Here is a 22,052-nt window from a genome sequence, read left to right on the forward strand (position 1 = left end):
ATAGGCCGCCGTAGTTTTTTATGAGCCAATTTTTTCAGATCCATCCGGAAAATCCTCAGCTTCGCCTGATTAAGCAGGCGGTGCAGATCATCCATGGCGGCGGCATCGTCGCGCTTCCCACCGACTCCTGCTACGCGCTGGTCTGCCAGCTCGACAACAAGGGAGCGGTCGACCGGCTGCGCCGCATACGCGGCGTTGACGATAAGCATCATCTGACGCTGCTGTGCCGGGACCTCAGCGAGATCGCGCTCTATGCTCGTGTCGACAACCGCCAGTACCGGATGCTCAAGTCGGCCACGCCCGGGCCGTTTACCGTCATTCTCGAAGCCACCAAGGAAGTGCCGCGCCGCCTCAGCCATCCATCGCGCAAGACCATCGGCTTGCGCGTGCCGGAGAACGCGATCGCGCACGCCGTGCTCGAAGAACTGGGCCAACCGCTGCTGGGTACCACGCTGATCCTGCCCGATGACGAGGATCCGCTCACCGATCCCGACGAGGTGCGCAACCGTCTCGAGCGCCAGGTCGAACTTGTGATCGATGGCGGCGCATGCAGCCTCGAACCCACGACGGTGATCGATTTGACTGATGAAGAGCCGCAACTGATCCGCCAAGGAAGGGGAGATCCGGCCGTCTTCGGCCTGTAATGCCGGATGCGCCATCCCGCCCGTCCGCGGTAGGCGGATGGCAAGCCGCTCACGCGGCTCCGGGACGCCGGGCCGTTCTTTCCGGCGCTCATCGACCCCTCTGTTAAAATCCCTCCATGGAAGATCTCATTCAGACTATTGCCGTCTATGCATTGCCGGTGCTGTTCGCCATCACCCTGCATGAAGCCGCGCATGCCTACGCCGCCCGCTACCTCGGCGACTCGACCGCCTACATGCAGGGGCGCATGAGCCTCAATCCGGTGCGGCACATCGATCCCTTCGGCACCATCGTCATTCCCATCCTGCTCTACGTAGGAACGTCCGGAAACTTCCTGTTCGGGTACGCGAAACCGGTGCCGGTGGACTACGGCAACCTGCGCAAGCCCAAGCGCGACATGGCATGGGTCGCGCTCGCCGGTCCCGCGTCCAACTTCTTCATGGCCTTCCTGTGGCTCGTATTTGCGATCTTCCTCAGTGTGGCTGGAGTTGGCGAAGAGTTTTTCATGCGCATGGCGCAGGCCGGCATCCTTACCAACCTGGTCATGTTTGCGTTCAACCTGTTTCCCATCCCGCCGCTGGATGGCGGCAGGGTGCTTACCAGCCTCCTGCCGAACAGGTATGCTTACAGGTTCGCGCAGATCGAACCTTATGGCTTCTTCATCGTCATGGCCCTGGTCCTGTTCAAGGTGCTGTATTTCTGGATGGTGCCGGTCATGACCGCGGCCCATTCGCTGCTGCAGCTGATCGCCACTCCTCTTAAATTATTTCTCTAAGCTGAACACTATGTATCCCGACCGCGTTGTTTCCGGCATGCGTCCGACTGGGGCGATGCACCTTGGCCATTATCACGGTGCCCTCAAGAACTGGGTCAAGATGCAATCCGAATTGCCTTGCCTGTTCTTCGTGGCCGACTGGCATGCGTTGACAACGCATTACGACGATCCGAGCATCATCGAAACCAGCACGTGGGACATGCTGATCGACTGGCTGGCCGCCGGAGTCGATCCCTCCCAGGCCACCTTGTTCATTCAGTCCAAGGTGCCCGAGCATGCCGAGCTGCACCTCCTGATGTCGATGGCAACTCCGCTCGGCTGGCTCGAGCGCGTCCCGACCTACAAGGATCAGCAGGAAAAGCTGGCGGACCGCGATCTTGCGACGTACGGCTTCCTCGGCTACCCGCTGCTGCAGGCGGCGGATGTGCTGATTTACCGCGCCAGCCTGGTCCCGGTTGGCGAGGACCAGGTGCCGCACATTGAAATGATGCGCGAACTGGCGCGCCGCTTCAATCACCTGTACGGCCGGGAAAAGGGTTTCGAGGAAAAGGCGCAGGAAGCCATCAAGAAGCTCGGCGGCAAGCGAGCACGCGCCTACACCGAACTGCGCACCGATTACCAGCAGCAGGGCAATGCCGAGGCGCTGGAGCAGGCCAGGGCGATGCTCGACGAAGCGCAAAGCCTGTCCACGAGCGATCGCGAGCGGCTGTTCGGCTACCTGGAAGGCAGCCGCAAGCTGATCCTGGTCGAGCCGCAGGCACGCCTGACCGAGGATTCGCGCCTGCCCGGCCTGGATGGCCAGAAGATGTCCAAGAGCTACGGCAATTCGATCACCCTCCGCGAGGACAGGGAATCCGTGACAAAGAAGATCCGCACCATGCCGACCGATCCTGCCCGCGTGCGCCGCACCGACCCTGGCGAACCGGAGAAATGCCCGGTATGGCAGCTGCACAAGGTGTATTCCGACGAGCCGACCAAGGATTGGGTGGTCAAGGGTTGCCGTTCCGCCGGCATCGGTTGCATCGAGTGCAAGCAGCCGGTGGTCGATGGCGTACTGAAGGAACAGGAACCCATGCGCGAACGCGCGCAGAAGTACCTGGATGATCCTTCGCTGGTGCGCGCCATCGTCGCGGACGGTTGCGGCAAGGCACGCAAGCTCGCGCAGGAAACCATGCGCGACGTGCGCGAGGCGATGGGCCTGGGCTACAACTCCCTGTGACCGCGCGTCGAATGCTCGCACACCGCCGAATGTCCGCAAGCTCATGAGCCCGCATCCTCCGAGCGAACAGGCTTCCGTATGGGTCAGGCGGTTCGCGCCGCTGATCCCTCCCGGCGAGATACTCGATCTCGCATGCGGAAGCGGCCGGCACGTCCGGCTGCTGGCAAGGGAAGGGAACCCGGTGCTGGCGGTCGACCGCGATCCCGAAGCGCTCGCCAGTGCCGCCGGCAGCTTCACCACCACCTTGCAGATGGACCTCGAGGCTCATGGCCCGCACGAGCCGCCGCACTGGCCGTTCGAGAAGGATCGCTTTGCCGGCATCGTGGTGACCAATTACCTGCATCGCCCGCTGCTTCCCTGTCTATTTGCCAGTCTCGCGCCGTCCGGGATTCTGCTGTACGAGACCTTTGCTGCCGGCAATGAACGGTTCGGCAAACCGTCAAATCCTGCGTTCCTGCTTCGACCCGGCGAATTGCTGCAGTTCGCAATGCAATTTGCCGACCGCGGCTCGCGCGTCGTGGCGTACGAGGATGGCTATGCCGCCGCTCCCAAACCCGCGATGGTTCAGCGCTTGTGCCTGGTCAAGGGCGAGGCCTTGACAGGACTGGAAGGACTCAGGCTGTTTTGAGCCGCTGCGCCTTGAGATTGCCCACGGGGGGCAGGCTATCCGCTACAATCAATCTTTTCTATTCTTACCGAATATCATCATGATCCAAGGCAGCATAGTCGCAATCGTCACCCCCATGCACGCAGACGGCAGCATTGACTTGCCTGGCTTGCGGAAACTGATCGACTGGCATATTGCTGAAGGCACCGATGGCATCGTCATTGTAGGAACCACCGGCGAGTCCCCGACCGTATCGGTGGAAGAGCACTGCGAGCTGATCCGGGTCGCTGTCGAGCATGTCGCAAAGCGCATTCCGGTCATTGCCGGCACAGGCGGCAACTCGACCACGGAAGCGATCGAACTGACGCGCTACGCGAAAGACGTCGGCGCCGATGCGTCGCTGTTAGTGGTCCCGTATTACAACCGCCCGACCCAGGAAGGAATGTACCGGCACTTCAGGAAAATCGCCGAATCGGTCGACCTTCCCGCGATTCTCTACAATGTTCCCGGCCGCACGGTGGCAGACATGTCCAATGACACCATCCTGCGCCTCGCGCAGGTGCCGGGAATCGTCGGCGTTAAGGATGCGACAGGCAATATCGGTCGGGGCACCGACCTGATTCGCCTCGCGCCGAAGTCCTTCGCGGTCTATTCCGGCGATGATCCGACTGCGATGGCGCTGATGTTCTGCGGCGGCAAGGGTAACATTTCCGTGACAGCCAATGTCGCCCCGCGGGCAATGCATGAGCTGTGCGTCGCCGCGATGAGCGGACGCGTCGAGGAAGCGGTTGCCATCAACAACCGCATGCTGCCCTTGCACAACAAGCTCTTTGTCGAGCCGAATCCGGTTCCGGTGAAATGGGCATTGACCCAGATGGGCATGATGCCCGAGGGTATCCGCCTGCCTCTCGCCCCGCTTGCCGCCGAATATCATGAAGTCGTCCGGGCTGCGCTGCGCGAGTCTGGTGTATTACAATAGGCGCCGCTCGTTGCCACGCAGCTAAACATTTCACCTTTTCAGCATCGACATGACTATTCGCAAGCATTCTCACATGGCTCAACGTGGACTTATCTATGCAATGGCGCTGGCCGGCATGGTGGGTTGCGGTTCGATCGGCAATCTCCTCGAACCCGACCGGGTGGAGTACAAGAGCGCCGGCAAGGCTCCCTCGCTCGAGATTCCGCCCGACCTGACGCAGCTGCAGCGTGAGAACCGCTATGCGATTCCCGAAGCCAACCGCGGTACCGCGACGGCTTCCGGCTACACCATGCAGCAGAGCGCCCGCCCGGCCGCCACGACCACGGTGGCGCCTGCGTCTTCTGCGGACATGCGCATCGAGCGGGCCGGAAACCAGCGCTGGCTGGTGGTCAAGCAGGCGCCGGAAGTGCTGTGGCCTCAGATCAAGGATTTCTGGCAAGATTCCGGTTTCCTGCTGGTGCAGGAAACTCCGCAGGCCGGCATCATGGAAACCGACTGGGCGGAAAACCGCGCAAAGATTCCGCAGGATTTCATCCGCAATGCTTTGGGCAAGGCGCTGGATTCCCTGTATTCCACTGGCGAGCGAGACAAGTTCCGTACCCGTCTAGAGCGCGCCGCGGACGGCTCCACCGAAATCTACATCAGCCATCGCGGCATGCAGGAAGTGCTCGTCGGCGCCCAGAAAGAATCGACAACCTGGACTCCTCGTCCGGCGGATCCGGAACTGGAAGCCGAATTTCTGTCCCGCCTGATGGCGCGCATCGGCTCGGAAGAGGTCAGGGCGAAGGCAACTGTCGCCAACGCGATTGCACAGCCGTCGCGTGCGAAACTCGTCAAGAGCGCGAACGGCGGCTATGTCGAAGTGGATGAAGGCTTCGACCGTGCCTGGCGCCGGGTTGGCCTGGCACTGGACCGTGTCGGCTTCACCGTTGAAGATCGTGATCGTACCCAGGGGCTGTATTTCGTGCGCTATGTCGATCCCGATACGGACCAGAAGCAGAACGACAAGGGCTTCTTCTCCAAGTTGTTCACTTTCGGGTCGAACAGCGACAAGGCCAAGACCGCTCCCCGTTATCGGGTGTCTGTCAAGGGCGCAGGAACCAGCAGCCAGGTCGCGATCCTGAACAATGATGGCCGGCCTGAAACCTCCCAGACCGCTGACCGCATTCTGTCGTTACTGAACGAGCAACTGAAGTAATCAACCAAGTCCTATCATTTGAAGTTTGCAAGTCTAGGTAGTGGCAGTGAAGGCAATGCACTGCTGATTTCAACCACATCCGGCATGACAAGCACGACGGTCATGCTGGACTGTGGCTTCAACATCAAGGAAACCGAGCGTCGGCTTCTGCGCCTCGGCATGGGCCCGGCTGACATTAGCGGCATCGTGGTGACCCACGAGCACCAGGACCATGTCGGCGGCGCTCTCAAATTCGCTCGCCGTCACCGTCTTCCCGTCTGGCTGTCCTACGGAACCTATCAAGCGGTTCGAAAAGACTGCGACGGCGTCGCATTTCATTTTTGCCGGGATGGAGAACCCCTGAACATCGGTGATCTCGAATTGACTCCCTATACCGTACCGCATGACGCCCGCGAGCCGGTTCAATACGTGATCAAGGATGAGCGTTTCAAGTTGGGTGTGCTGACCGACGCCGGACAGGCAACGCCGCATCTGACACACAGCCTGAGCGGCTGCGATGCCTTGGTGTTGGAGTGCAATCACGACCGCGGCATGCTGGCCAACTCCGCTTATCCTCCGTCACTTCGGAGCAGGATAGGCGGTGCCTACGGCCATCTATCCAACGAAACGACAGCGGAAATTCTGGCGTCACTCGACCGCTCCCGGCTCAAGGTCGTTATCGGTGCGCATTTGAGCCAGCAGAACAATACGCCGGAGCTGGCGCGTGCGGCATTAAGCAGGGTTTTGGAACAGGAGACGGCACGCGTGATTATTGCGTGTCAGGCGGATGGGTTTAATTGGATTACGATCGAGGGGTAACGGATGATGCGCGATATGACCTGGATCGATGAGGATTTCCGGTATTCAGCAGCCCCAAGAAAAAAGCCGACCTGAGGTCGGCTTTTTTTGCAAGCAATCGTTGATTACTTGGATGCAGCCGGAGCGGCAGCGGAGTCAGTAGCGGCAGGTGCAGCCGGTGTAGCAGTGGAGTCGGTTGCAGCCGGAGCGGCAGCGGAATCAGTAGCAGCAGGAGCTTCAGCAGCAGGTGCGGCCGGAGCAGCAGCAGGAGCTTCAGCAGCAGGTGCGGCCGGAGCAGCAGCAGGAGCTTCAGCAGCAGGCGCCGCCGGAGCAGCAGCTTCTTCTTTCTTGCCGCAAGCAGCCAGAGCAACAGCCAGGAGGGAGGCGATCAGCAGAGTCTTTTTCATGAAATTTTCCCTTAAAAAATAAATTTATTATCAAAAATCGTGGCGATGAATAATTACCGGTAATTATCGCTCGGTAGGTGTTTTCCCCCGTGCCGCATTTTTGTTGCATTGCACTGTTTGAAAACTTCCTAACTCGCAATTATAGCGTTTTTTGCGCGCCGCAGCAGCGGTCAATTACCTTTTAGTAAGTGTGTTGTAAGTAAATGTAATGTTTGCATGCGAGCATCACGCGCATCACCAAAGCGTTAGCCAGCCATCCGTATACCAGAGGTGCAGGGCTTCTCTCATATCCTCTGAAGCTTCCATCACTTGTGATCCCTCGAGCTTGCGAGCGTCAGCAAGCAATGCAAGCAGCTTTCGGTCCGACGCGCCGGCGGCAAAGGACTCGCCATTGATGAAAATATATTTTCCCTTGTAAAGCATGCGCGTCTTTCGCGACAGCTTGATGCCCCGCTTTTCAGCACCGGCGCTGAAGCGCGAAGGAGGCAGCGGCCGTGCCGGCCTGTCGTAAAACACATTGGGCTTGGGTTCGGAAAGATACTCGCCGAGGAACACAGCGATGTCTTCCTTGGTAAAGCGAACTTTTTCCATTTCAAGCGCAACCTGCTCAAGCATCGCATTGCCGATTTCCGCCGGACGCCGTGATACGGCAAGCCCTGCATCGGCATAGCGACCTGGCAAATCAATGCTGTCGGCCATGAACTGCAGGAAGGCCTCTCCCAGCTCCTGGTAAGACGGGGCACGGAAGCCGATGGAATAGGTCATGCATTCGCCCTCGGCAATACCATCGTGCGCATAGTGCGGTGGAAGATAAAGCATGTCGCCGGGTTCGAGCACATACTCGTCGTCCGCCCGAAAATTCTTCAGGATCTTGAGCGGCATGCCTTCATGAAGGCTCAAGTCCTTTTGCGAACTGATCCTCCAGCGCCGGCGGCCGTGGGCCTGCAACAAAAAGACATCATAGGAATCGAAGTGAGGACCGACGCCGCCGCCATCGGTCGCATAGCTGATCATCAGGTCGTCGAGCCGTGCATCCGGGATGAAACGGAATTGCTGCAGCAACGCGTCGGCGGCATCGTCATGCAGATTCACGCCCTGTACCAGCATGGTCCATTCCTTCTGGGCGAATGAGGGAAGGTCCTGCACCGGGCCATTCTGCATTTGCCACTTGTTCTTGAAATGGGTGATCAGGCGCGTTTCCACATCGTCTCTGGAAGCAAGGGAGCAAAGAGCGTCGCGCGAAAGGATGGGTTGAAACCCCGGGATTGCCTGGCGTATGAGGAGCGGCTTTTTATGCCAGTAATCACGCAGGAACTGTTGCGGTGTCATTCCACCGAGGAGGCTATTGGTTTTCATGCCGGTATTATAGGCGTGGTTACAGGCATGGCAATTGCTCACCGGCGGTTATAATCCGCCACATTCATTCAATGAAAGGAAGCGTCATGAAGATCGCCAAGGATACGGTAGTGACTGTGCACTACACACTTTCAGATGCGCAAGGCAATCTGATTGAAGAAAGCCAAGAGCCGATGGTGTATCTCCACGGCGGTTATGAAAACACGCTCCCGAAGATCGAAGAGGCGCTGGACGGCAAGGACCCGGGTTATGAGACGACCATACAAGTTGAACCGGAAGACGCTTTCGGCGACTATGATCCCAACCTGATCAAGATCGAGCCGCGCAATCGACTGCCTGAACCGGTTGAAGTCGGCATGCAGTTCGAAGGCTCGCCCGACAGCGCGGGAGGTGGCGAGGATTCTCTGATCTTCACCGTCACCGACATTGCAGAAGACAAGGTGGTGTTGGATGGCAATCATCCATTGGCCGGCATTGCGCTGCGCTTTGCCTTGCGCGTGGGAGAAGTGCGGGCCGCCAGTGCCGAGGAAGTGTCGCATGGACATGTCCATGGTCCGCATGGACATGGAGAAGGCCACGACAATGACGATTTCGAAGGTGATGAGGGCGATCACTTCCGCAGTCATCCGGTTCACTGAATCGAATCAAGCGGCTCCGGTTTTTTCTGCCGGAGCCGCCGGTGTTTCGACGCTACGCAGGAACGCCCGATGAATCTCGCCTGCGAACGCAATGCGTGGGCCCGGATTTGTCAATTCAACGAGTTTCCGAGGATGAGGAAACGGAAACGCGTGGCGCCGCGGCCTGCACCGTGAACACCTCATTCCCGGACTGGCTGACTCTGATCTTCACCCATCCCGAGCTTGCGTCCAGTTCCCCCAGATTATTCCGCCAACGTATCGATCCCGCGGCCGCATCGCGGTTGGGCTGGCTATGGATCAGCAGCACCTTGCCCGCGAACTTTTGCGACAAGCCCTGGATAAGTTTTCTCGTCTCCGAGTAGCCATCGCGCTTGATGGCTTTCGATACGGGGGGTGATAGGGGATTGCCGTCGCTGAACAGTACAATGCCATCGAGGCGGCGGCGCGTCGCATAGCTGAATACGCGGTTCAGCCAATCCCGATTTGCCACAAGACGGTCTTCGAATTCGCTGTTGCGCCCGGCATCCAATATGTAATGATTGTTGTTCCGAGGCAGATTCAGCGTGGCAAACATGGTGTTGCCTACTTCCCATCTTGCATTCTCGGGAAAATCGCGAAACTTGGCAATGGTCGATTGCCTGACGAGCGGAATCCTGGTGCCGCCCGCTGAAAATTCGTCCGTGAAAAACAGCTCCCGCAGGAAGTTCAGCTTGCTGACCGCTGCGGGCCTTCCGCCTGCATTCTTGCACTCCGCCCAATCGCTTGCCGACAAGGACACGATGAGGCCATTCTTGGCTTCGTCAAGCAGCGCTTTCCGGCGCTCGTAAACCGCATCCGTGCAGGGTTCGCTGGCGGCCTTGATGCCGCTGGCAACCACGAATGCCAGACTGTCCGCATCGGTCTTCTCGATCGCTTCCTGCAATTCCGGTTCGTCGCCAGGACGCTTGATGACATCCGAAATGACGCTGAAGCTGAAATCCTGGTCCTGTCCCGCAGCCGGCATCCCGCCACCGACAAGAAGGCAGAATGCAAGCCAGCGAATGACCCCGTTCTTCATTTGGCAGCGGCCAGATTTTTCAGGCGATAGAGAGCGTCAAGCGCTTCGCGCGGCGACATGGCATCCGGATCGGTGTCGGCCAGCGCGGCCAGCAGCGCTGCGGCGGTGGTTGATTGCGCCGCTTCTTCCTCATCCTCTTCAGGCAAGCCGGGATCCGTCATGCTCTGGGCAAACAGGTCGAACTGCGGCGTAGGCTGAATGGAATGCGCCTCCAGCGCCGCCAGGTGCTTTCGCGCGGCCTTGATGACGGATTGCGGAACGCCCGCCAGCTGCGCCACCTGGAGACCATAGCTTTGCGACGCCGGTCCTGCCTGCACCGCATGCAGGAAGACAATGCTGTCCTTGTGCTCGACCGCCGACAGATGCACGTTGGCAGCGGTCGGGTAGCTCTCGGGCAGTTGAGTCAGTTCGAAGTAGTGCGTGGCAAACAGCGTGAAGCTGCGGCTGGTCTCGATCAGGTGCCGCGCGATGGCCCATGCCAGGGCAAGGCCGTCGAAGGTTGACGTGCCGCGGCCGACTTCATCCATCAGCACCAGAGAATGCTCGGTCGCGTTATTCAGGATCGCTGCCGACTCGGTCATCTCGACCATGAAGGTGGAGCGGCCGCCTGCGAGATCGTCGGCCGCGCCGATGCGGGTGAAGATGCGGTCGATGGGACCGATCGCGGCCTGGGTCGCCGGCACGAAACTGCCGACGTATGCCAGCAGGGTGATCAGCGCCACCTGCCGCATGAAGGTGGACTTGCCGCCCATATTGGGGCCGGTGATCAGCAGGAGCTTGCGCTCGTTGCCGAGCTCGCAGTCGTTGGCAATGAAGCGCTCGATCTGGTTTTCAACGACCGGATGTCGCCCCTGTTCGATAAAGATGCGCGGCTCGGTCACCAATTGCGGTGCGCACCAGTTATTGCGCATCGCGTGATCGGCCAACGCGACCAGCGTGTCAAGCTGGGCCAGCGCCTGCGCAATGGTTTGCAGAACGCCGATGAATGGCGTCAGGCTGGCCAGCAGCTGTTCGTAAAGAAATTTCTCGCGGCCCAGCGCGCGTTCCTGGGCGGACAGCGCCTTGTCTTCGAATGCCTTCAGCTCCGGCGTGATGTATCGTTCGGCGTTCTTCAGGGTCTGGCGGCGGCGATAATCGTCCGGCACCTTGTCGGTCTGCCCATGCGTGACTTCGATGTAGAAGCCATGCACCTTGTTGTATTCGACACGCAGATTTGAGATCCCGGTACGTGTCCGCTCACGCGTCTCCAGGTCGACCAGGAACTGGCCGGCATTTTCGGAGAGCGCGCGCAGTTCGTCGAGCTCGCCATCGTAACCGCGCGCAATGACGCCGCCGTCGCGTACCAGTGCGGCCGGCTCCAGGGCGATGCCGCGCTCGAGCAGGTCTAGACATTCGGCCGGCGTGGCAAATGCTTCGTGGATATTCTGCAGCAGGGGCGCGTCCGCATCCCGATTGCACATGGCGACATAGGCTCGCAGCGAAGGCAGCTGCTGCAAGCCGCTGCGCAGCCCGGCCAGATCGCGCGGCCGCGCCGTGAACAGGGCGACTCGCGTTGTGATGCGTTCGACATCTGGCACTGCTGCCAGCGTGGCTGACAAACCCGACGACGCATCGGCGCGCATCAATGCATTGATCGCCGCGTGCCTCGAGCGCGCCACGTCCTGATCACGTCGCGCATGGTGCAGCCAGTGGCGCAGCATGCGCGATCCCATCGCGGTGCGGCAGTGGTCGAGCATGGAAAACAGCGTGGGCGACGAGCTGTCGTCCTGGCCGCGCAAAGTTTCCGTGAGCTCCAGGTTCCTGCGCGTTGCGGCATCGAGGCCGATGTACTCGTTCTCGGCCTCGACAGCCAGCGTGCGTACATGCTGCAGCCCCTTGCCTTGGGTGGATTGCGCGTAGCGGAGCAGGGCGCCTGCGGCGCCGACGGCGGCGCTGAAATGCTCGGCGCCGAAGCCGGTCAGCGTGGACACACCCAGCTGGTCCTGCAATGCCTTTTTTCCGCTTGCCGCGTCGAAGTGCCATGCCGGCACGGACGTGAACTTGCCCGAGCCGGATTGGAGATGCATCAGTTCCGCCTGGTCGGCGAGCAGGATCTCGGCGGGGGCGATGCGTTCCAGCTCCTGCTTGAGCCTTGTTTCGAATGCCCGGCTGTCGCCGGCGAATTCCATCAGCTTCAACGCGCCGCTGGCCATTGAAAGCCATGCCAGGCCGACGGTGACGGTCTTGCGCTGGCTTTGCGTGAACACTGCCAGCAGTGGCCGCTCGGATTTCTCCGGCAGCAGGTCGGAGTCGGTTAGGGTGCCTGGCGTGATGACGCGCACGACTTTGCGCTCCACAGGCCCCTTGCTGGTCGCAGGATCGCCGATCTGTTCGCAGATCGCGACCGACTCGCCGAGCTTGATCAGCTTGGCCAGATACTGGTCCACTGAATGAAAGGGCACTCCCGCCATCTTGATCGGATTGCCGTTGGATGATCCGCGCTGGGTGAGCGTGATGCCCAGCATGCGCGCGGATCGTTCCGCATCGTCGAAGAACAGCTCGTAGAAATCGCCCATGCGGTAGAACACCAGGGTGTTCGGATAATCCGCCTTGATGCGCAGATACTGCTGCATCATGGGGGTATGTTTCTCCAGCATGTCATCGATACGGGCGGGTGATCCGGTATCTGCGGCGGAAGCAGAAACAAAAGCCATTCCAGTCTTTCTTTTCAGGCAAACAATAATCTGCCATTTTAATGCCGGGAGCGGCCCTGAATCAAAGAAGCATTCAAGGGGAATGCTTTTGCGAGGGACATGACTGCATGGGCGATGGCCGAGCCCCGCTCCGCTATTCCGGATGCCGGGCCCGATTCATCTTAGCGGCCACGGCCGCCAGTGCGCTGCGGCGCAGGGGTTTTGGCCGCCGGCGCTTTTCCGGCGGGCCGTCTCGCTGATGAAGGCGCAGCCAGCAACGCCCCGGTTTTTGGCGGATTCTTGTGGGGCGGCTTCGAGGCTGCGGGTTGCGGCGCAGCGTGCTGACGCTCCTGCTTGCCTGCCGGATTGCCCTGGCGCCTGCCGCCATTGCCGTTGCCGCCACGTGCTGGCGGAGTATTGCTGCGCAACTGAATCGGCTGCGGGCGGGCATTGGGATCGGGCTCGAACCCGGGGATGACCTCCTGCGGCAGCGAACGCTTGATCAGCTTTTCAATGCCCTTGAGCATGTCGTGCTCATCGACGCAGACCAGGGATACCGCCTCGCCTGTTGCGCCGGCACGGCCGGTACGACCGATCCGGTGCACATAGTCTTCCGGCACGTTGGGCAGGTCATAATTGACCACGTGCGGCAACTGGTCGATGTCAATGCCGCGCGCCGCGATATCGGTCGCAACCAGCACCTGCAGGCTGCCGTCCTTGAATTCGCTCAGGGCACGCGTACGGGCCGCCTGGCTCTTGTTGCCGTGGATGGCCATGCCGGTGATGCCATCCTTGCCGAGCTGTTCGACGAGCTTGTTCGCGCCATGCTTGGTGCGGGTGAAGACCAGGACCTGCGTCCAGTCGTTCGACTTGATCAGGTGCGCCAGCAGCGGATGCTTGCGGTTGCGGTCCACCGGGTGGATTTTCTGGCTGATGACTTCGACGGTGGAGTTGCGCCGCGCCACTTCGATCATTGCCGGCGAATTCAGCAGGCTGTCGGCCAATGCCTTGATCTCGTCCGAGAAAGTGGCCGAGAACAGCAGGTTCTGGCGCTGCTTCGGCAAGATCGCCAGGATGCGGCGGATGTCGCGGATGAAACCCATGTCCAGCATCCGGTCCGCTTCATCGAGAACCAGAATCTCAACGTGCGAGAGATTGACGGTGCCTTGCTGCAGATGGTCGAGCAGGCGCCCCGGCGTCGCCACCAGGATGTCGACGCCGTTGGCCAGCGTCTTGATCTGCGGATTGACATTGACGCCGCCGAAGATGACCGCGGACTTCAGCTTGAGGTACTTGCCGTAGGTGCGCACGCTGTCCTCGACCTGCGCGGCAAGCTCCCGCGTCGGTGTAAGAACGAGGGCGCGGACCGGCCTGGTGCCGGGGGTCTTCGGGAGGGTGGAGGACAGGCGTTGCAGCAGGGGCAGCGTGAAGCCGGCGGTCTTGCCGGTGCCGGTCTGGGCTCCGGCCAGCAGGTCGCCGCCGCACAATACTGCAGGGATGGCCTGGGCCTGAATCGGTGTCGGGGCGCTGTAGCCTTGTTCGGTAACGGCGCGGACGATTTCACTGGCTAGGCCAAGTTCGGAAAAAGACATTGAAACTCACAAGAAGGTGCCTGTTCGGGTATCACGCCCGAAGACAGGCTATCGGTGGAAATGTGTCGAGGCTGTATCAGCGGCGCGGCAGGGGGTAAGGCCTGCGGAATACTGCGCACCCGACTCGGGCAGGTGTCATGTGAAGACACGCCCGACCCGTCCACATTGAAGAGAAAAACTTATTTGGCGAATGGCGACAGCAGGTTGACCATCTGCGCAAACACCTTGGGGCTGCCGGCGATGACATTGCCCTTGTAAAGGTAATCGGAATCGCCGGAAAAATTGCCGACGATGCCGCCGGCTTCGGTGACCAGCAGCGAGCCGGCCGCCATGTCCCAGGTCTGCAGTCCTTTCTCGAAGAAGCCGTCAAGCCGTCCGGCGGCGACATAGGCCAGGTCGAGTGCGGCCGCGCCCGGGCGGCGAAGCCCTGCGCATTTTTCGGTCATGACCTTGAACATCTTCAGGTATTCGTCCAGGCCCGCCATGTCGCGGAACGGGAAGCCAGTACCGATCAGGGCATCGGCCATCTTGTCGCGACGTGCAACACGGATGCGCTTTTCATTCAGATAGGCCCCGGCGCCCTTGGTGGCCGTAAAGAGATCGTTGCGAGTCGGATCGAAGATGACCGCCTGGGTAATCTGGCCGCGCTGCTGCAAGGCGATCGAAACGCAGTATTGCGGAAAGCCGTGGATGAAATTGGTGGTGCCGTCGAGGGGATCGATGATCCAGACATTTTCATTCTCGTCATGGAGATTGCTCGATGCGCCGGACTCTTCGGCAAGGATTGCGTGGTCGGGATATGCTGTTTTCAGAACGTCGATGATCGCCTGCTCGGCGGCCTGGTCCACTTCGGTCACAAAGTCGTTGTGCCTTTTCTCTGTAACCTGGATACGATCGAGATCGAAAGTTGCGCGATTGATAATCGAGGCGGCGCGACGGGCGGCCTTGACCGCCGTATTCAGCATGGGATGCATAGAGGTTCCGTTAAAATTGCGGCTCCCACGCCAACCGCGTTCGGAACCGCATCAAATAATATTAATGAGCAATGCGGCATCGGAGACCTGATTTCGTGCCGCGCAATCCCGCTATTCTAAATGAACCAGCCACAAACCAATACTTCTGTTTTTCCCCGGCTACGCTTCGTGCTTGTCGAAACAAGTCATCCCGGCAATATCGGCGCGGTCGCGCGTGCAATGAAAACAATGGGATTTTCGGAGCTGGTTCTGGTGAACCCGCGGTTCACCGACGCGACCACACAGGAAGAAGCGCTCGCATTCGCCAGTGGAGCACAGGATGTGCTGGAAAAGGCGCGCGTGGTCGGTTCATTCGAGGAAGCCATCGATGGCTGCAACTTCGCGGCTGCATTGACCGCTCGCCTGCGGGAGTTTTCTCCGCCGGTGGCAACGCCAAGGTCGCTTGCCGCGACCCTGGCTGGCGATCCTTTGCTGAATGCTGCACTGGTGTTCGGAAGCGAGCGCTACGGCTTGCCAAACGAGATCATCGAGCGCTGCAACGCATTGATCAATATTCCGGCCAACCCGGCATATTCCTCATTGAACCTTGCGCAAGCCGTACAGATTCTCGCCTATGAGGCGAGGGTTGCTGAAACCGGCAATGAAATTGGTGCCTCGCCCATCGGATTTCAAGGGGAGGCGGCCGGCGTGACGCAGATAGATGGCATGTATGACCATCTAGAAAAAGCCTTGGTCGCCATAGAATTCCTGGATCCGGAGAATCCTAAGAAGCTGATGCCCAGGCTGCGTCGCTTATTTTCGCGGACGCAACTGGAAACGGAAGAGGTCAATATCCTCAGAGGCATTGCTCGCCAGATTCTTGCGAAAACGAAGCATTGAACAGTCTTTGCATATTCAATACTTCGCGCCGATTCAGCGTGGCCTGATGCGGTAAATCAGTGCCAGGAGCGCAGCAAGCCGACCGCCAGGCCTTCAAGGGCAAAGCTTTCATCACCGGAATCAACCCGTATCGGTTCGAAATCGGGATTTTCGGGTAACAGTTCGATCAGCGAACCTGTTTTTTTGTAACGCTTGACAGTCACTTCATCGCCGAGGCGGGCGACGACGATCTGGCCGTTCTTCGCTGTGTCGGATTTCTTGACTGCAAGCAGGTCGCCGTCAAGAATGCCTATGTCCCGCATCGACAAGCCCCTGACCTTGAGGAGATAGTCGGGCTTCGCGGAGAACAATGAAGGGTCGACGCGATAATTGGCTTCGACATGTTCGTTCGCAAGAATCGGCGAACCGGCCGCGACGCGTCCGATCAGCGGCAAGTTCAACTGCATCAGCGATGGATGCGGCAAGGACAGCTGGTGGCCGCCGAAGCGGACGGTGCCGTTGCCGTTCATGTCGAGCAGCCGGATGCCGCGGGAGGTGCCTGGCGAAATTTCAATCGCGCCTTTGCGAGCGAGTGCCTGCAAATGTTCTTCCGCGGCATTGGCCGACTTGAAGCCGAGTTCGCTTGCGATTTCAGCGCGGGTGGGAGGGAAGCCGGTATTGTCGATGGCTTCGCGGATGAGGTTCAGGATTTGCTCCTGGCGTGCAGTGAGTTTGAGCATGGTTCCGGCCCAGGAAATGAACGCGTCTCGCGAGAGAAGAGCCCTGTTGATATAGACAGCCTGTATTTTTATACAGCTTTTGTCCAATTGCAAGCGGCTTTTGACCGTAGCACGGGATAAGGCAAACCGGGCGGAATAAGTCCCTGAAAGTATTGAGCTTTTATTGAGGGCGGGTTATCATAGCGGGCTTTCCTCTTCCCACACCCGTCTTGACGCCGGGGTGGGCGATTGTTTAATCCGTCCATAAGGAGATTACATGCGTCATTATGAAATCGTTTTTATCGTCCATCCGGATCAGAGCGAGCAAGTGCCTGCGATGATCGAGCGCTACAAAGGTATCGTGAGCGCCCGCAACGGCAAGGTGCATCGCGTTGAGGACTGGGGCCGCCGTCAAATGGCTTACATGATCGAGAAACTGGCCAAGGCGCATTACGTCTGCATGAATATCGAGTGCGACGGCGAGACGCTGGCTGAAATTGAAACCAGCTTCAAGTTCAATGATGCCGTCCTGCGTCACCTGACCGTCAAGATGAAGAAGGCCGAGACTTCCCCGTCCCCGATGATGAAGGCTGTGCAGAAGGAAGATGCTGCCAAGAGCCAGCGTTCCGAGGCAACTGCGGCGTAATTGCGTCAGCAGGGGAGTGTGAACCAGTTTCGTCTGATTGCCTCGATTGCCGAACGCGAAGTAATGCGTTACACCCCGGCAGGCATACCGATCGTTTCAGCCAAGCTGATGCATGTGTCGGAGCAGATTGAGGCAGGTATCCCTCGCCAGATTGAATTCGAGATGATCGCCGTCGCGGCCGGAGAAATTTCCGGCCGGTTCAATCAGGCTGAATTGGGCGTCATGTACACGTTCACCGGATTCCTCGCGCGCAAGAACCGCAACAGCAAAAGTCTCGTCTTCCATGTGACGGAATTCGAGACTTATTCACCAGATCACTAGATACAGTACAGGAGCCAACCATGGCATTCGGTAAAAAATTCGACAAGAGCAAACTCAAGCAAAAGCGCCAACAGCAGAACCCGCTGTTCAAGCGCAAGAAATTCTGCCGCTTCACCGCCGCCGGCGTTGAACAGGTAGATTACAAGGACGTCGACACCCTGAAGGACTTCGTCCAGGAAAACGGCAAGATCATGCCGGCACGTCTGACCGGCACCAAGGCGCACTATCAGCGTCAGGTCGACACCGCAATCAAGCGCGCACGTTATCTGGCACTGCTGCCGTACACCGACCTGCACAACGCTTAATTGACGACTGAGAATAGGAGAAAGAAATGCAAGTTATTCTGTTGGAAAAAGTCGTTAATCTCGGCGACCTCGGTGAAGTAGTGAAGGTCAAGGATGGTTATGCACGTAACTTCCTGATCCCCCAGCGCAAGGCCCGTCGCGCCACATCGACAGCAGTTGCCGAATTCGAAGCCAAGCGTGCTGACCTCGAGAAGGCTGCGGCTGAAAAGCTGGCAGCTGCGCAGGCACAGGGCGAGAAGCTCAATGGCTCCACTGTTCAGATCTCCCAGAAAGCCGGCGTTGACGGCCGCCTGTTCGGTTCGGTGACTAACGCCGATATCGCAGCCGCGGTAACCAAGCAGGGCTTCCCGGTCGAGAAGGCTCAGATCCGCATGCCGCAAGGTCCGCTGAAGGTCGTTGGCGAGCATCCGATTTCGGTTGCACTGCACACCGATGTCGTTGCCGAGATCACTGTTTCTATCGTGGGCGAGCAGCAAGTCTGAGTTCAGTAGTACCAGTGCAAAAAGCCAGCGCAAGCTGGCTTTTTTTATTGTGCTTGAAAAACGTGCCCTATCGGGCGGAGCCGTTAGCAATTGGCACTACCACGCTTGACGCGTCGATGCCGCCTGCTGACGGCGCCTGAAAGAGGGTATAACGGTATATGGAACCGGATGTCGTCCACGCCGCCGATACCGTTATTGCCCTTGCCGAAAGATTTTGAATTAAACGAACATAATATTTCCGGGGCTCGTCCCAGGCTTCTTGTCGTGCGGCTTTCATTCGGTTAGCCAATTCACCACATGCAACAAATTTGTGTCACGGAACTGAAATTCCGGTGCCACGCGTATTTCCGTATTGGACGAGAAGGTATAATGCGCGCCATGAATACCCGCACTGATCCCCAGCTGGATGCGCTTCGCATCCCCCCTCATTCCATCGAAGCAGAACAGTCCGTGCTCGGCGGCCTCCTGCTCGACAATGCTGCCTGGGACCGTATTGCGGACTTCGTCAGTGAAGACGATTTCTATCGCTACGACCACCGCGTCATCTTTCAGCACATCGTCAAGCTGATCAATGCAACCCGTCCGGCGGATGTGATCACCGTCTATGAGGCGCTGACCAACAGCGGCAAGGCCGAAGAGGTCGGTGGTCTTACCTACCTGAACGCATTGGCGCAGAACACGCCTTCGGCGGCAAACATCCGCCGCTATGCGGAAATCGTTCGCGATCGCGGCGTGCTGCGCAAACTGATCACGGTATCGGATGAAATATCCGGCCAGGCCTTTAATCCGCAGGGCAAGGAAGTCAAGCAGCTGCTCGACGAAGCCGAATCGAAAATCTTCGCCATCGCGGAGGAGGGCGCGCGCGGAGCCCAGGGCTTTCTTGAAATCCAGCCGCTGCTTACCCAGGTCGTCGAGCGCATCGACGAGCTGTACAACCGCGACAATCAAAACGACATCACCGGCGTGCCCACCGGTTTCGTCGATCTCGACCGGATGACCTCGGGCCTGCAGCCTGGCGACCTGATCATCGTCGCCGGGCGTCCGTCGATGGGTAAGACTGCCTTCTCCATCAACATCGGTGAGAACGTTGCGATTGACAGCGGCTTGCCGGTGGCCGTATTTTCCATGGAAATGGGCGGTGCCCAGCTGGCGATGCGTATGCTCGGTTCGGTGGGGCGCCTCGACCAGCACCGGCTGCGCACGGGCCGTCTGAACGACGAGGACTGGCCGCGCCTGACGCATGCCATCCAGAAGATGAACGAGGTGCAGATCTACATCGACGAGACGCCTGCGCTGAGCTCGATCGAGCTGCGCGCGCGCTCGCGCCGGCTTGCGCGCCAGTGTGGCAGGCTCGGCCTGATCATCATCGACTATATCCAGCTCATGTCGGCCAGTTCGCCGGGTGAAAACCGCGCGACCGAGATTTCCGAGATTTCACGAAACCTCAAGGGATTGGCGAAGGAACTCAATTGCCCCGTCATTGCGCTGTCCCAGTTGAACCGCTCGCTCGAACAGCGCCCGAACAAGCGACCCGTAATGTCCGACTTGCGCGAATCGGGCGCCATCGAACAGGATGCGGACGTCATCCTGTTCATCTACCGGGATCAGGTATATAACCCCGATTCTCCGGACAAGGGTACGGCGGAAATCATCGTCGGCAAGCAGCGTAACGGTCCGATCGGCACCGTGCGACTGACTTTCCTCGGGGAGTACACCAAGTTCGACAATTACACCGGTGGCAACGCGGTATTCGACAACGAGTAGACAATTCGCGGCGCTCCTCGCCATGTGAAATAAGCATTAGACGATCGGTACCAGGCAAGAGGAAAACGGCACCGGAGGAGCGCCGACACCAATTTAACGATACGACATTTGAGAGTGCAATCATGTTCGGACGACTGATGCCCAACGAGGGCAAATTCTTTGATCTTTTCATCCAGCACGGCGAATTGTGCGTCAAAGGAGCGAAGGAAATGGTTGCGCTGATGACCAACTTCGACGACCTGGAAAACCGCGTGCATGCCATCGAAAGCGTGGAAAAGCAGGCCGACAAGGTGACGCACCAGACATTGGATCTGCTGCACAAGACCTTCATCACACCGCTCGACCGCGACGATATCCACAAGCTGATTACCCGCATGGATGACATTCTCGACCTGCTCGAGGATGCCGGCCAGACCATTTCGCTGTATGACATCAAGGCAATCACGCCCGAAGCCAAGCGGCTTGCCGAGCTTTGCCTGGCCTGCACGGAGAAGGTCAAGGCGGCGGTAGGCTTGCTGCACAACATGGATAACTCGACACAGATACTCGGCATCTGCGAGGAAATCGACCGTCTGGAATCGGACGCCGATCACGTAATGCGGGCGGCCATGTCCAAGCTGTTCCGCGACGAGCCCGATGTGCGCAACCTCATCAAGCTCAAGGCAATTTACGAGATTCTGGAAACGGTGACCGACCGCTGCGAAGACGTGGCCAATATTATCGAAGGCATCATCGTCGAAAACGCCTGAGCGAACGGATTTCGCCTGCCGCGGCGCCTCGCTGCACGCCTGCATGAAACGAGGCGCGCAGCGTCTGTCACAGAATAAAATAAGAATCTCATGAATACCCTTCAAATCAGTATCTATACGCTTGCCTTCCTGATCGCGCTGGCGTTGCTGTTCGATTTCATGAATGGCTTCCATGACGCCGCCAATGCGATTGCCACCGTGGTGTCGACCGGCGTCCTGAAACCCCAGCATGCGGTCGCGATGGCCGCCTTCTTCAATGTCATCGCTATCTTCTTCTTCCAGCTCAAGGTGGCCACCACCGTCGGCAAGGGCACGATCGAGCCCGCGGTGGTCGATCACTATGTGGTCTTCGGCGCGCTGGTGGGCGCCATCTTCTGGAATGTGCTGACCTGGTATTACGGAATTCCCTCGTCGTCATCCCACGCGCTGATAGGCGGCCTGGTCGGCGCCGCGGTTGCCAAGGCCGGCACGAGCTCACTCATTTCATCGGGGCTCATCAAGACCATTTCCTTCATCGTGCTGTCACCGCTGCTCGGGTTCGTGTTCGGCACCATCATGATGGTGCTGGTGTCGTGGCTGTTCGTGCGATCGACGCCGCAGCGCGTGGACAAATGGTTCCGCCGCATGCAGCTGGTGTCCGCTTCCATGTACAGCCTCGGTCATGGCGGCAACGATGCGCAGAAAACCATGGGCATCATCTGGATGCTGCTCATCGCTGCCGGTTACTCGACGGCGAGTGATCCGCTGCCGATGTGGGTCGTCCTCACCTGCTATGCGGCCATCGGCCTGGGTACCTTGTTCGGTGGCTGGCGCATCGTGAAAACCATGGGCCAGAAGATCACCAAGCTCAAGCCGGTAGGCGGGTTCTGCGCGGAGACAGGCGGGGCGATCACGCTTTTCCTTGCGACCGGGCTCGGCATTCCGGTGTCGACTACGCACACAATCACCGGCGCGATCGTCGGCGTCGGCTCGTCGCGCAAGATGTCCGCGGTTCGCTGGGGTGTCGCCGGCAATATCGTCTGGGCCTGGGTATTCACCATTCCGGCATCCGCCTTCGTCGCGGCGATTGCATGGTGGGTCGGAACCAAGATCCTGTAACTGTAATCTTCGATACTGAAGCGGTTTCGCCCTGGCCTACCTGCCGATCCCGGACAGATTGCCGCCGGCACTGCGTTGTGACTCCTTGCCATGGCTTGGCCATGTCGCGTCGCCACGCCTTGTTCCAGCGGCAATCTGCCTCGGCCTCGACTAGGCCGGTCAGGGCGAAGCCGCTCTAGATAAACAAAAAAGCCTGCAATGCTGCAGGCTTTTTTAT

At 59.1% G+C, this 22,052-nt stretch carries 23 protein-coding genes; 16 read left to right on the plus strand and 7 right to left on the minus strand.

The window, feature by feature from the left end; translation table 11 throughout:
- Nucleotides 1–20 precede the first annotated feature (20 nt).
- From RY831_RS24855 to RY831_RS24885, 7 genes are all read left to right on the plus strand, one after another.
- On the plus strand, nt 21–644 hold the full coding sequence (locus tag RY831_RS24855; protein WP_326509065.1) for an L-threonylcarbamoyladenylate synthase: 624 nt from the start codon (nt 21–23) through the stop codon (nt 642–644).
- Nucleotides 645–760: 116 nt separating this feature from the next.
- Nucleotides 761–1,417, plus strand: a complete 657-nt coding sequence (locus RY831_RS24860) for a site-2 protease family protein (protein ID WP_326509066.1) — start codon at nt 761–763, stop codon at nt 1,415–1,417.
- A 10-nt stretch (nt 1,418–1,427) separates the two neighbouring features.
- Entirely contained in the window at nt 1,428–2,636 is a 1,209-nt protein-coding gene (locus tag RY831_RS24865) for a tryptophan--tRNA ligase (protein ID WP_326509067.1), read from the plus strand.
- A 43-nt stretch (nt 2,637–2,679) separates the two neighbouring features.
- Entirely contained in the window at nt 2,680–3,264 is a 585-nt protein-coding gene (locus RY831_RS24870; protein ID WP_326509068.1) for a class I SAM-dependent methyltransferase, read from the plus strand.
- Nucleotides 3,265–3,343: 79 nt separating this feature from the next.
- Nucleotides 3,344–4,222, plus strand: coding sequence for a 4-hydroxy-tetrahydrodipicolinate synthase (gene dapA / locus RY831_RS24875; RefSeq protein ID WP_326509069.1), 879 nt, complete (start codon nt 3,344–3,346; stop codon nt 4,220–4,222).
- 73 nt (nt 4,223–4,295) lie between these two features.
- Complete coding sequence (gene bamC, locus RY831_RS24880) at nt 4,296–5,420, plus strand: NlpB/DapX family lipoprotein (RefSeq protein ID WP_326509070.1); 1,125 nt, start codon at nt 4,296–4,298, stop codon at nt 5,418–5,420.
- A gap of 18 nt (nt 5,421–5,438) precedes the next feature.
- Nucleotides 5,439–6,218: an MBL fold metallo-hydrolase gene (locus tag RY831_RS24885; protein WP_326509071.1), complete on the plus strand. Its 780-nt coding sequence runs from the start codon at nt 5,439–5,441 to the stop codon at nt 6,216–6,218.
- 104 nt (nt 6,219–6,322) lie between these two features.
- On the opposite strand, the gene RY831_RS24890 is transcribed toward RY831_RS24885, so the two are convergent.
- Entirely contained in the window at nt 6,323–6,604 is a 282-nt protein-coding gene (locus tag RY831_RS24890; RefSeq protein ID WP_326509072.1) for a hypothetical protein, read from the minus strand.
- Between the two features lie 234 nt (nt 6,605–6,838).
- On the minus strand, nt 6,839–7,960 hold the full coding sequence (locus tag RY831_RS24895; RefSeq protein ID WP_326509073.1) for a JmjC domain-containing protein: 1,122 nt from the start codon (nt 7,958–7,960) through the stop codon (nt 6,839–6,841).
- Nucleotides 7,961–8,046: 86 nt separating this feature from the next.
- On the opposite strand from RY831_RS24895, the gene RY831_RS24900 reads away from it, so the two are divergent.
- Entirely contained in the window at nt 8,047–8,598 is a 552-nt protein-coding gene (locus RY831_RS24900; protein ID WP_326509074.1) for an FKBP-type peptidyl-prolyl cis-trans isomerase, read from the plus strand.
- A gap of 115 nt (nt 8,599–8,713) precedes the next feature.
- Here the strand turns inward: RY831_RS24900 and RY831_RS24905 are convergent, their stop codons facing one another.
- From RY831_RS24905 to RY831_RS24920, 4 genes are all read right to left on the minus strand, one after another.
- Entirely contained in the window at nt 8,714–9,655 is a 942-nt protein-coding gene (locus RY831_RS24905; RefSeq protein ID WP_326509075.1) for a hypothetical protein, read from the minus strand.
- On the minus strand, nt 9,652–12,348 hold the full coding sequence (mutS, locus tag RY831_RS24910) for a DNA mismatch repair protein MutS (protein ID WP_437126328.1): 2,697 nt from the start codon (nt 12,346–12,348) through the stop codon (nt 9,652–9,654). Before mutS ends, RY831_RS24905 begins: the two co-directional genes overlap by 4 nt.
- A gap of 161 nt (nt 12,349–12,509) precedes the next feature.
- Nucleotides 12,510–13,919, minus strand: coding sequence for a DEAD/DEAH box helicase (locus RY831_RS24915; RefSeq protein WP_326509076.1), 1,410 nt, complete (start codon nt 13,917–13,919; stop codon nt 12,510–12,512).
- A 179-nt stretch (nt 13,920–14,098) separates the two neighbouring features.
- Complete coding sequence (locus tag RY831_RS24920; RefSeq protein WP_326509077.1) at nt 14,099–14,893, minus strand: inositol monophosphatase family protein; 795 nt, start codon at nt 14,891–14,893, stop codon at nt 14,099–14,101.
- Nucleotides 14,894–15,013: 120 nt separating this feature from the next.
- On the opposite strand from RY831_RS24920, the gene RY831_RS24925 reads away from it, so the two are divergent.
- A complete protein-coding gene (locus tag RY831_RS24925; RefSeq protein WP_326509078.1) occupies nt 15,014–15,772 on the plus strand; it encodes an RNA methyltransferase in 759 nt (252 codons plus the stop codon).
- 56 nt (nt 15,773–15,828) lie between these two features.
- On the opposite strand, the gene lexA is transcribed toward RY831_RS24925, so the two are convergent.
- Nucleotides 15,829–16,491, minus strand: coding sequence for a transcriptional repressor LexA (gene lexA / locus RY831_RS24930; RefSeq protein ID WP_326509079.1), 663 nt, complete (start codon nt 16,489–16,491; stop codon nt 15,829–15,831).
- A 256-nt stretch (nt 16,492–16,747) separates the two neighbouring features.
- Here lexA and rpsF point away from each other — a divergent pair, with 256 nt between their 5' ends.
- The 7 genes from rpsF (at nt 16,748) to RY831_RS24965 (ending at nt 21,835) form a co-directional block, all read left to right on the plus strand.
- On the plus strand, nt 16,748–17,116 hold the full coding sequence (rpsF, locus tag RY831_RS24935; RefSeq protein WP_326509080.1) for a 30S ribosomal protein S6: 369 nt from the start codon (nt 16,748–16,750) through the stop codon (nt 17,114–17,116).
- An 18-nt stretch (nt 17,117–17,134) separates the two neighbouring features.
- Entirely contained in the window at nt 17,135–17,437 is a 303-nt protein-coding gene (priB, locus tag RY831_RS24940) for a primosomal replication protein N (protein ID WP_326509081.1), read from the plus strand.
- Nucleotides 17,438–17,457: 20 nt separating this feature from the next.
- Entirely contained in the window at nt 17,458–17,742 is a 285-nt protein-coding gene (gene rpsR, locus RY831_RS24945) for a 30S ribosomal protein S18 (RefSeq protein WP_007882558.1), read from the plus strand.
- A gap of 26 nt (nt 17,743–17,768) precedes the next feature.
- Nucleotides 17,769–18,224, plus strand: coding sequence for a 50S ribosomal protein L9 (gene rplI / locus RY831_RS24950; protein ID WP_326509082.1), 456 nt, complete (start codon nt 17,769–17,771; stop codon nt 18,222–18,224).
- A 378-nt stretch (nt 18,225–18,602) separates the two neighbouring features.
- Nucleotides 18,603–19,988, plus strand: a complete 1,386-nt coding sequence (locus RY831_RS24955; RefSeq protein WP_326509083.1) for a replicative DNA helicase — start codon at nt 18,603–18,605, stop codon at nt 19,986–19,988.
- A 122-nt stretch (nt 19,989–20,110) separates the two neighbouring features.
- A complete protein-coding gene (locus tag RY831_RS24960; RefSeq protein ID WP_151638342.1) occupies nt 20,111–20,737 on the plus strand; it encodes a DUF47 domain-containing protein in 627 nt (208 codons plus the stop codon).
- A 90-nt stretch (nt 20,738–20,827) separates the two neighbouring features.
- A complete protein-coding gene (locus RY831_RS24965; RefSeq protein WP_326509084.1) occupies nt 20,828–21,835 on the plus strand; it encodes an inorganic phosphate transporter in 1,008 nt (335 codons plus the stop codon).
- Nucleotides 21,836–22,052 lie beyond the last annotated feature (217 nt).

The sequence above is a fragment of the Noviherbaspirillum album genome (genome assembly GCF_035916955.1).
GTDB classification, from domain to species: Bacteria; Pseudomonadota; Gammaproteobacteria; order Burkholderiales; family Burkholderiaceae_D; genus Noviherbaspirillum; species Noviherbaspirillum album.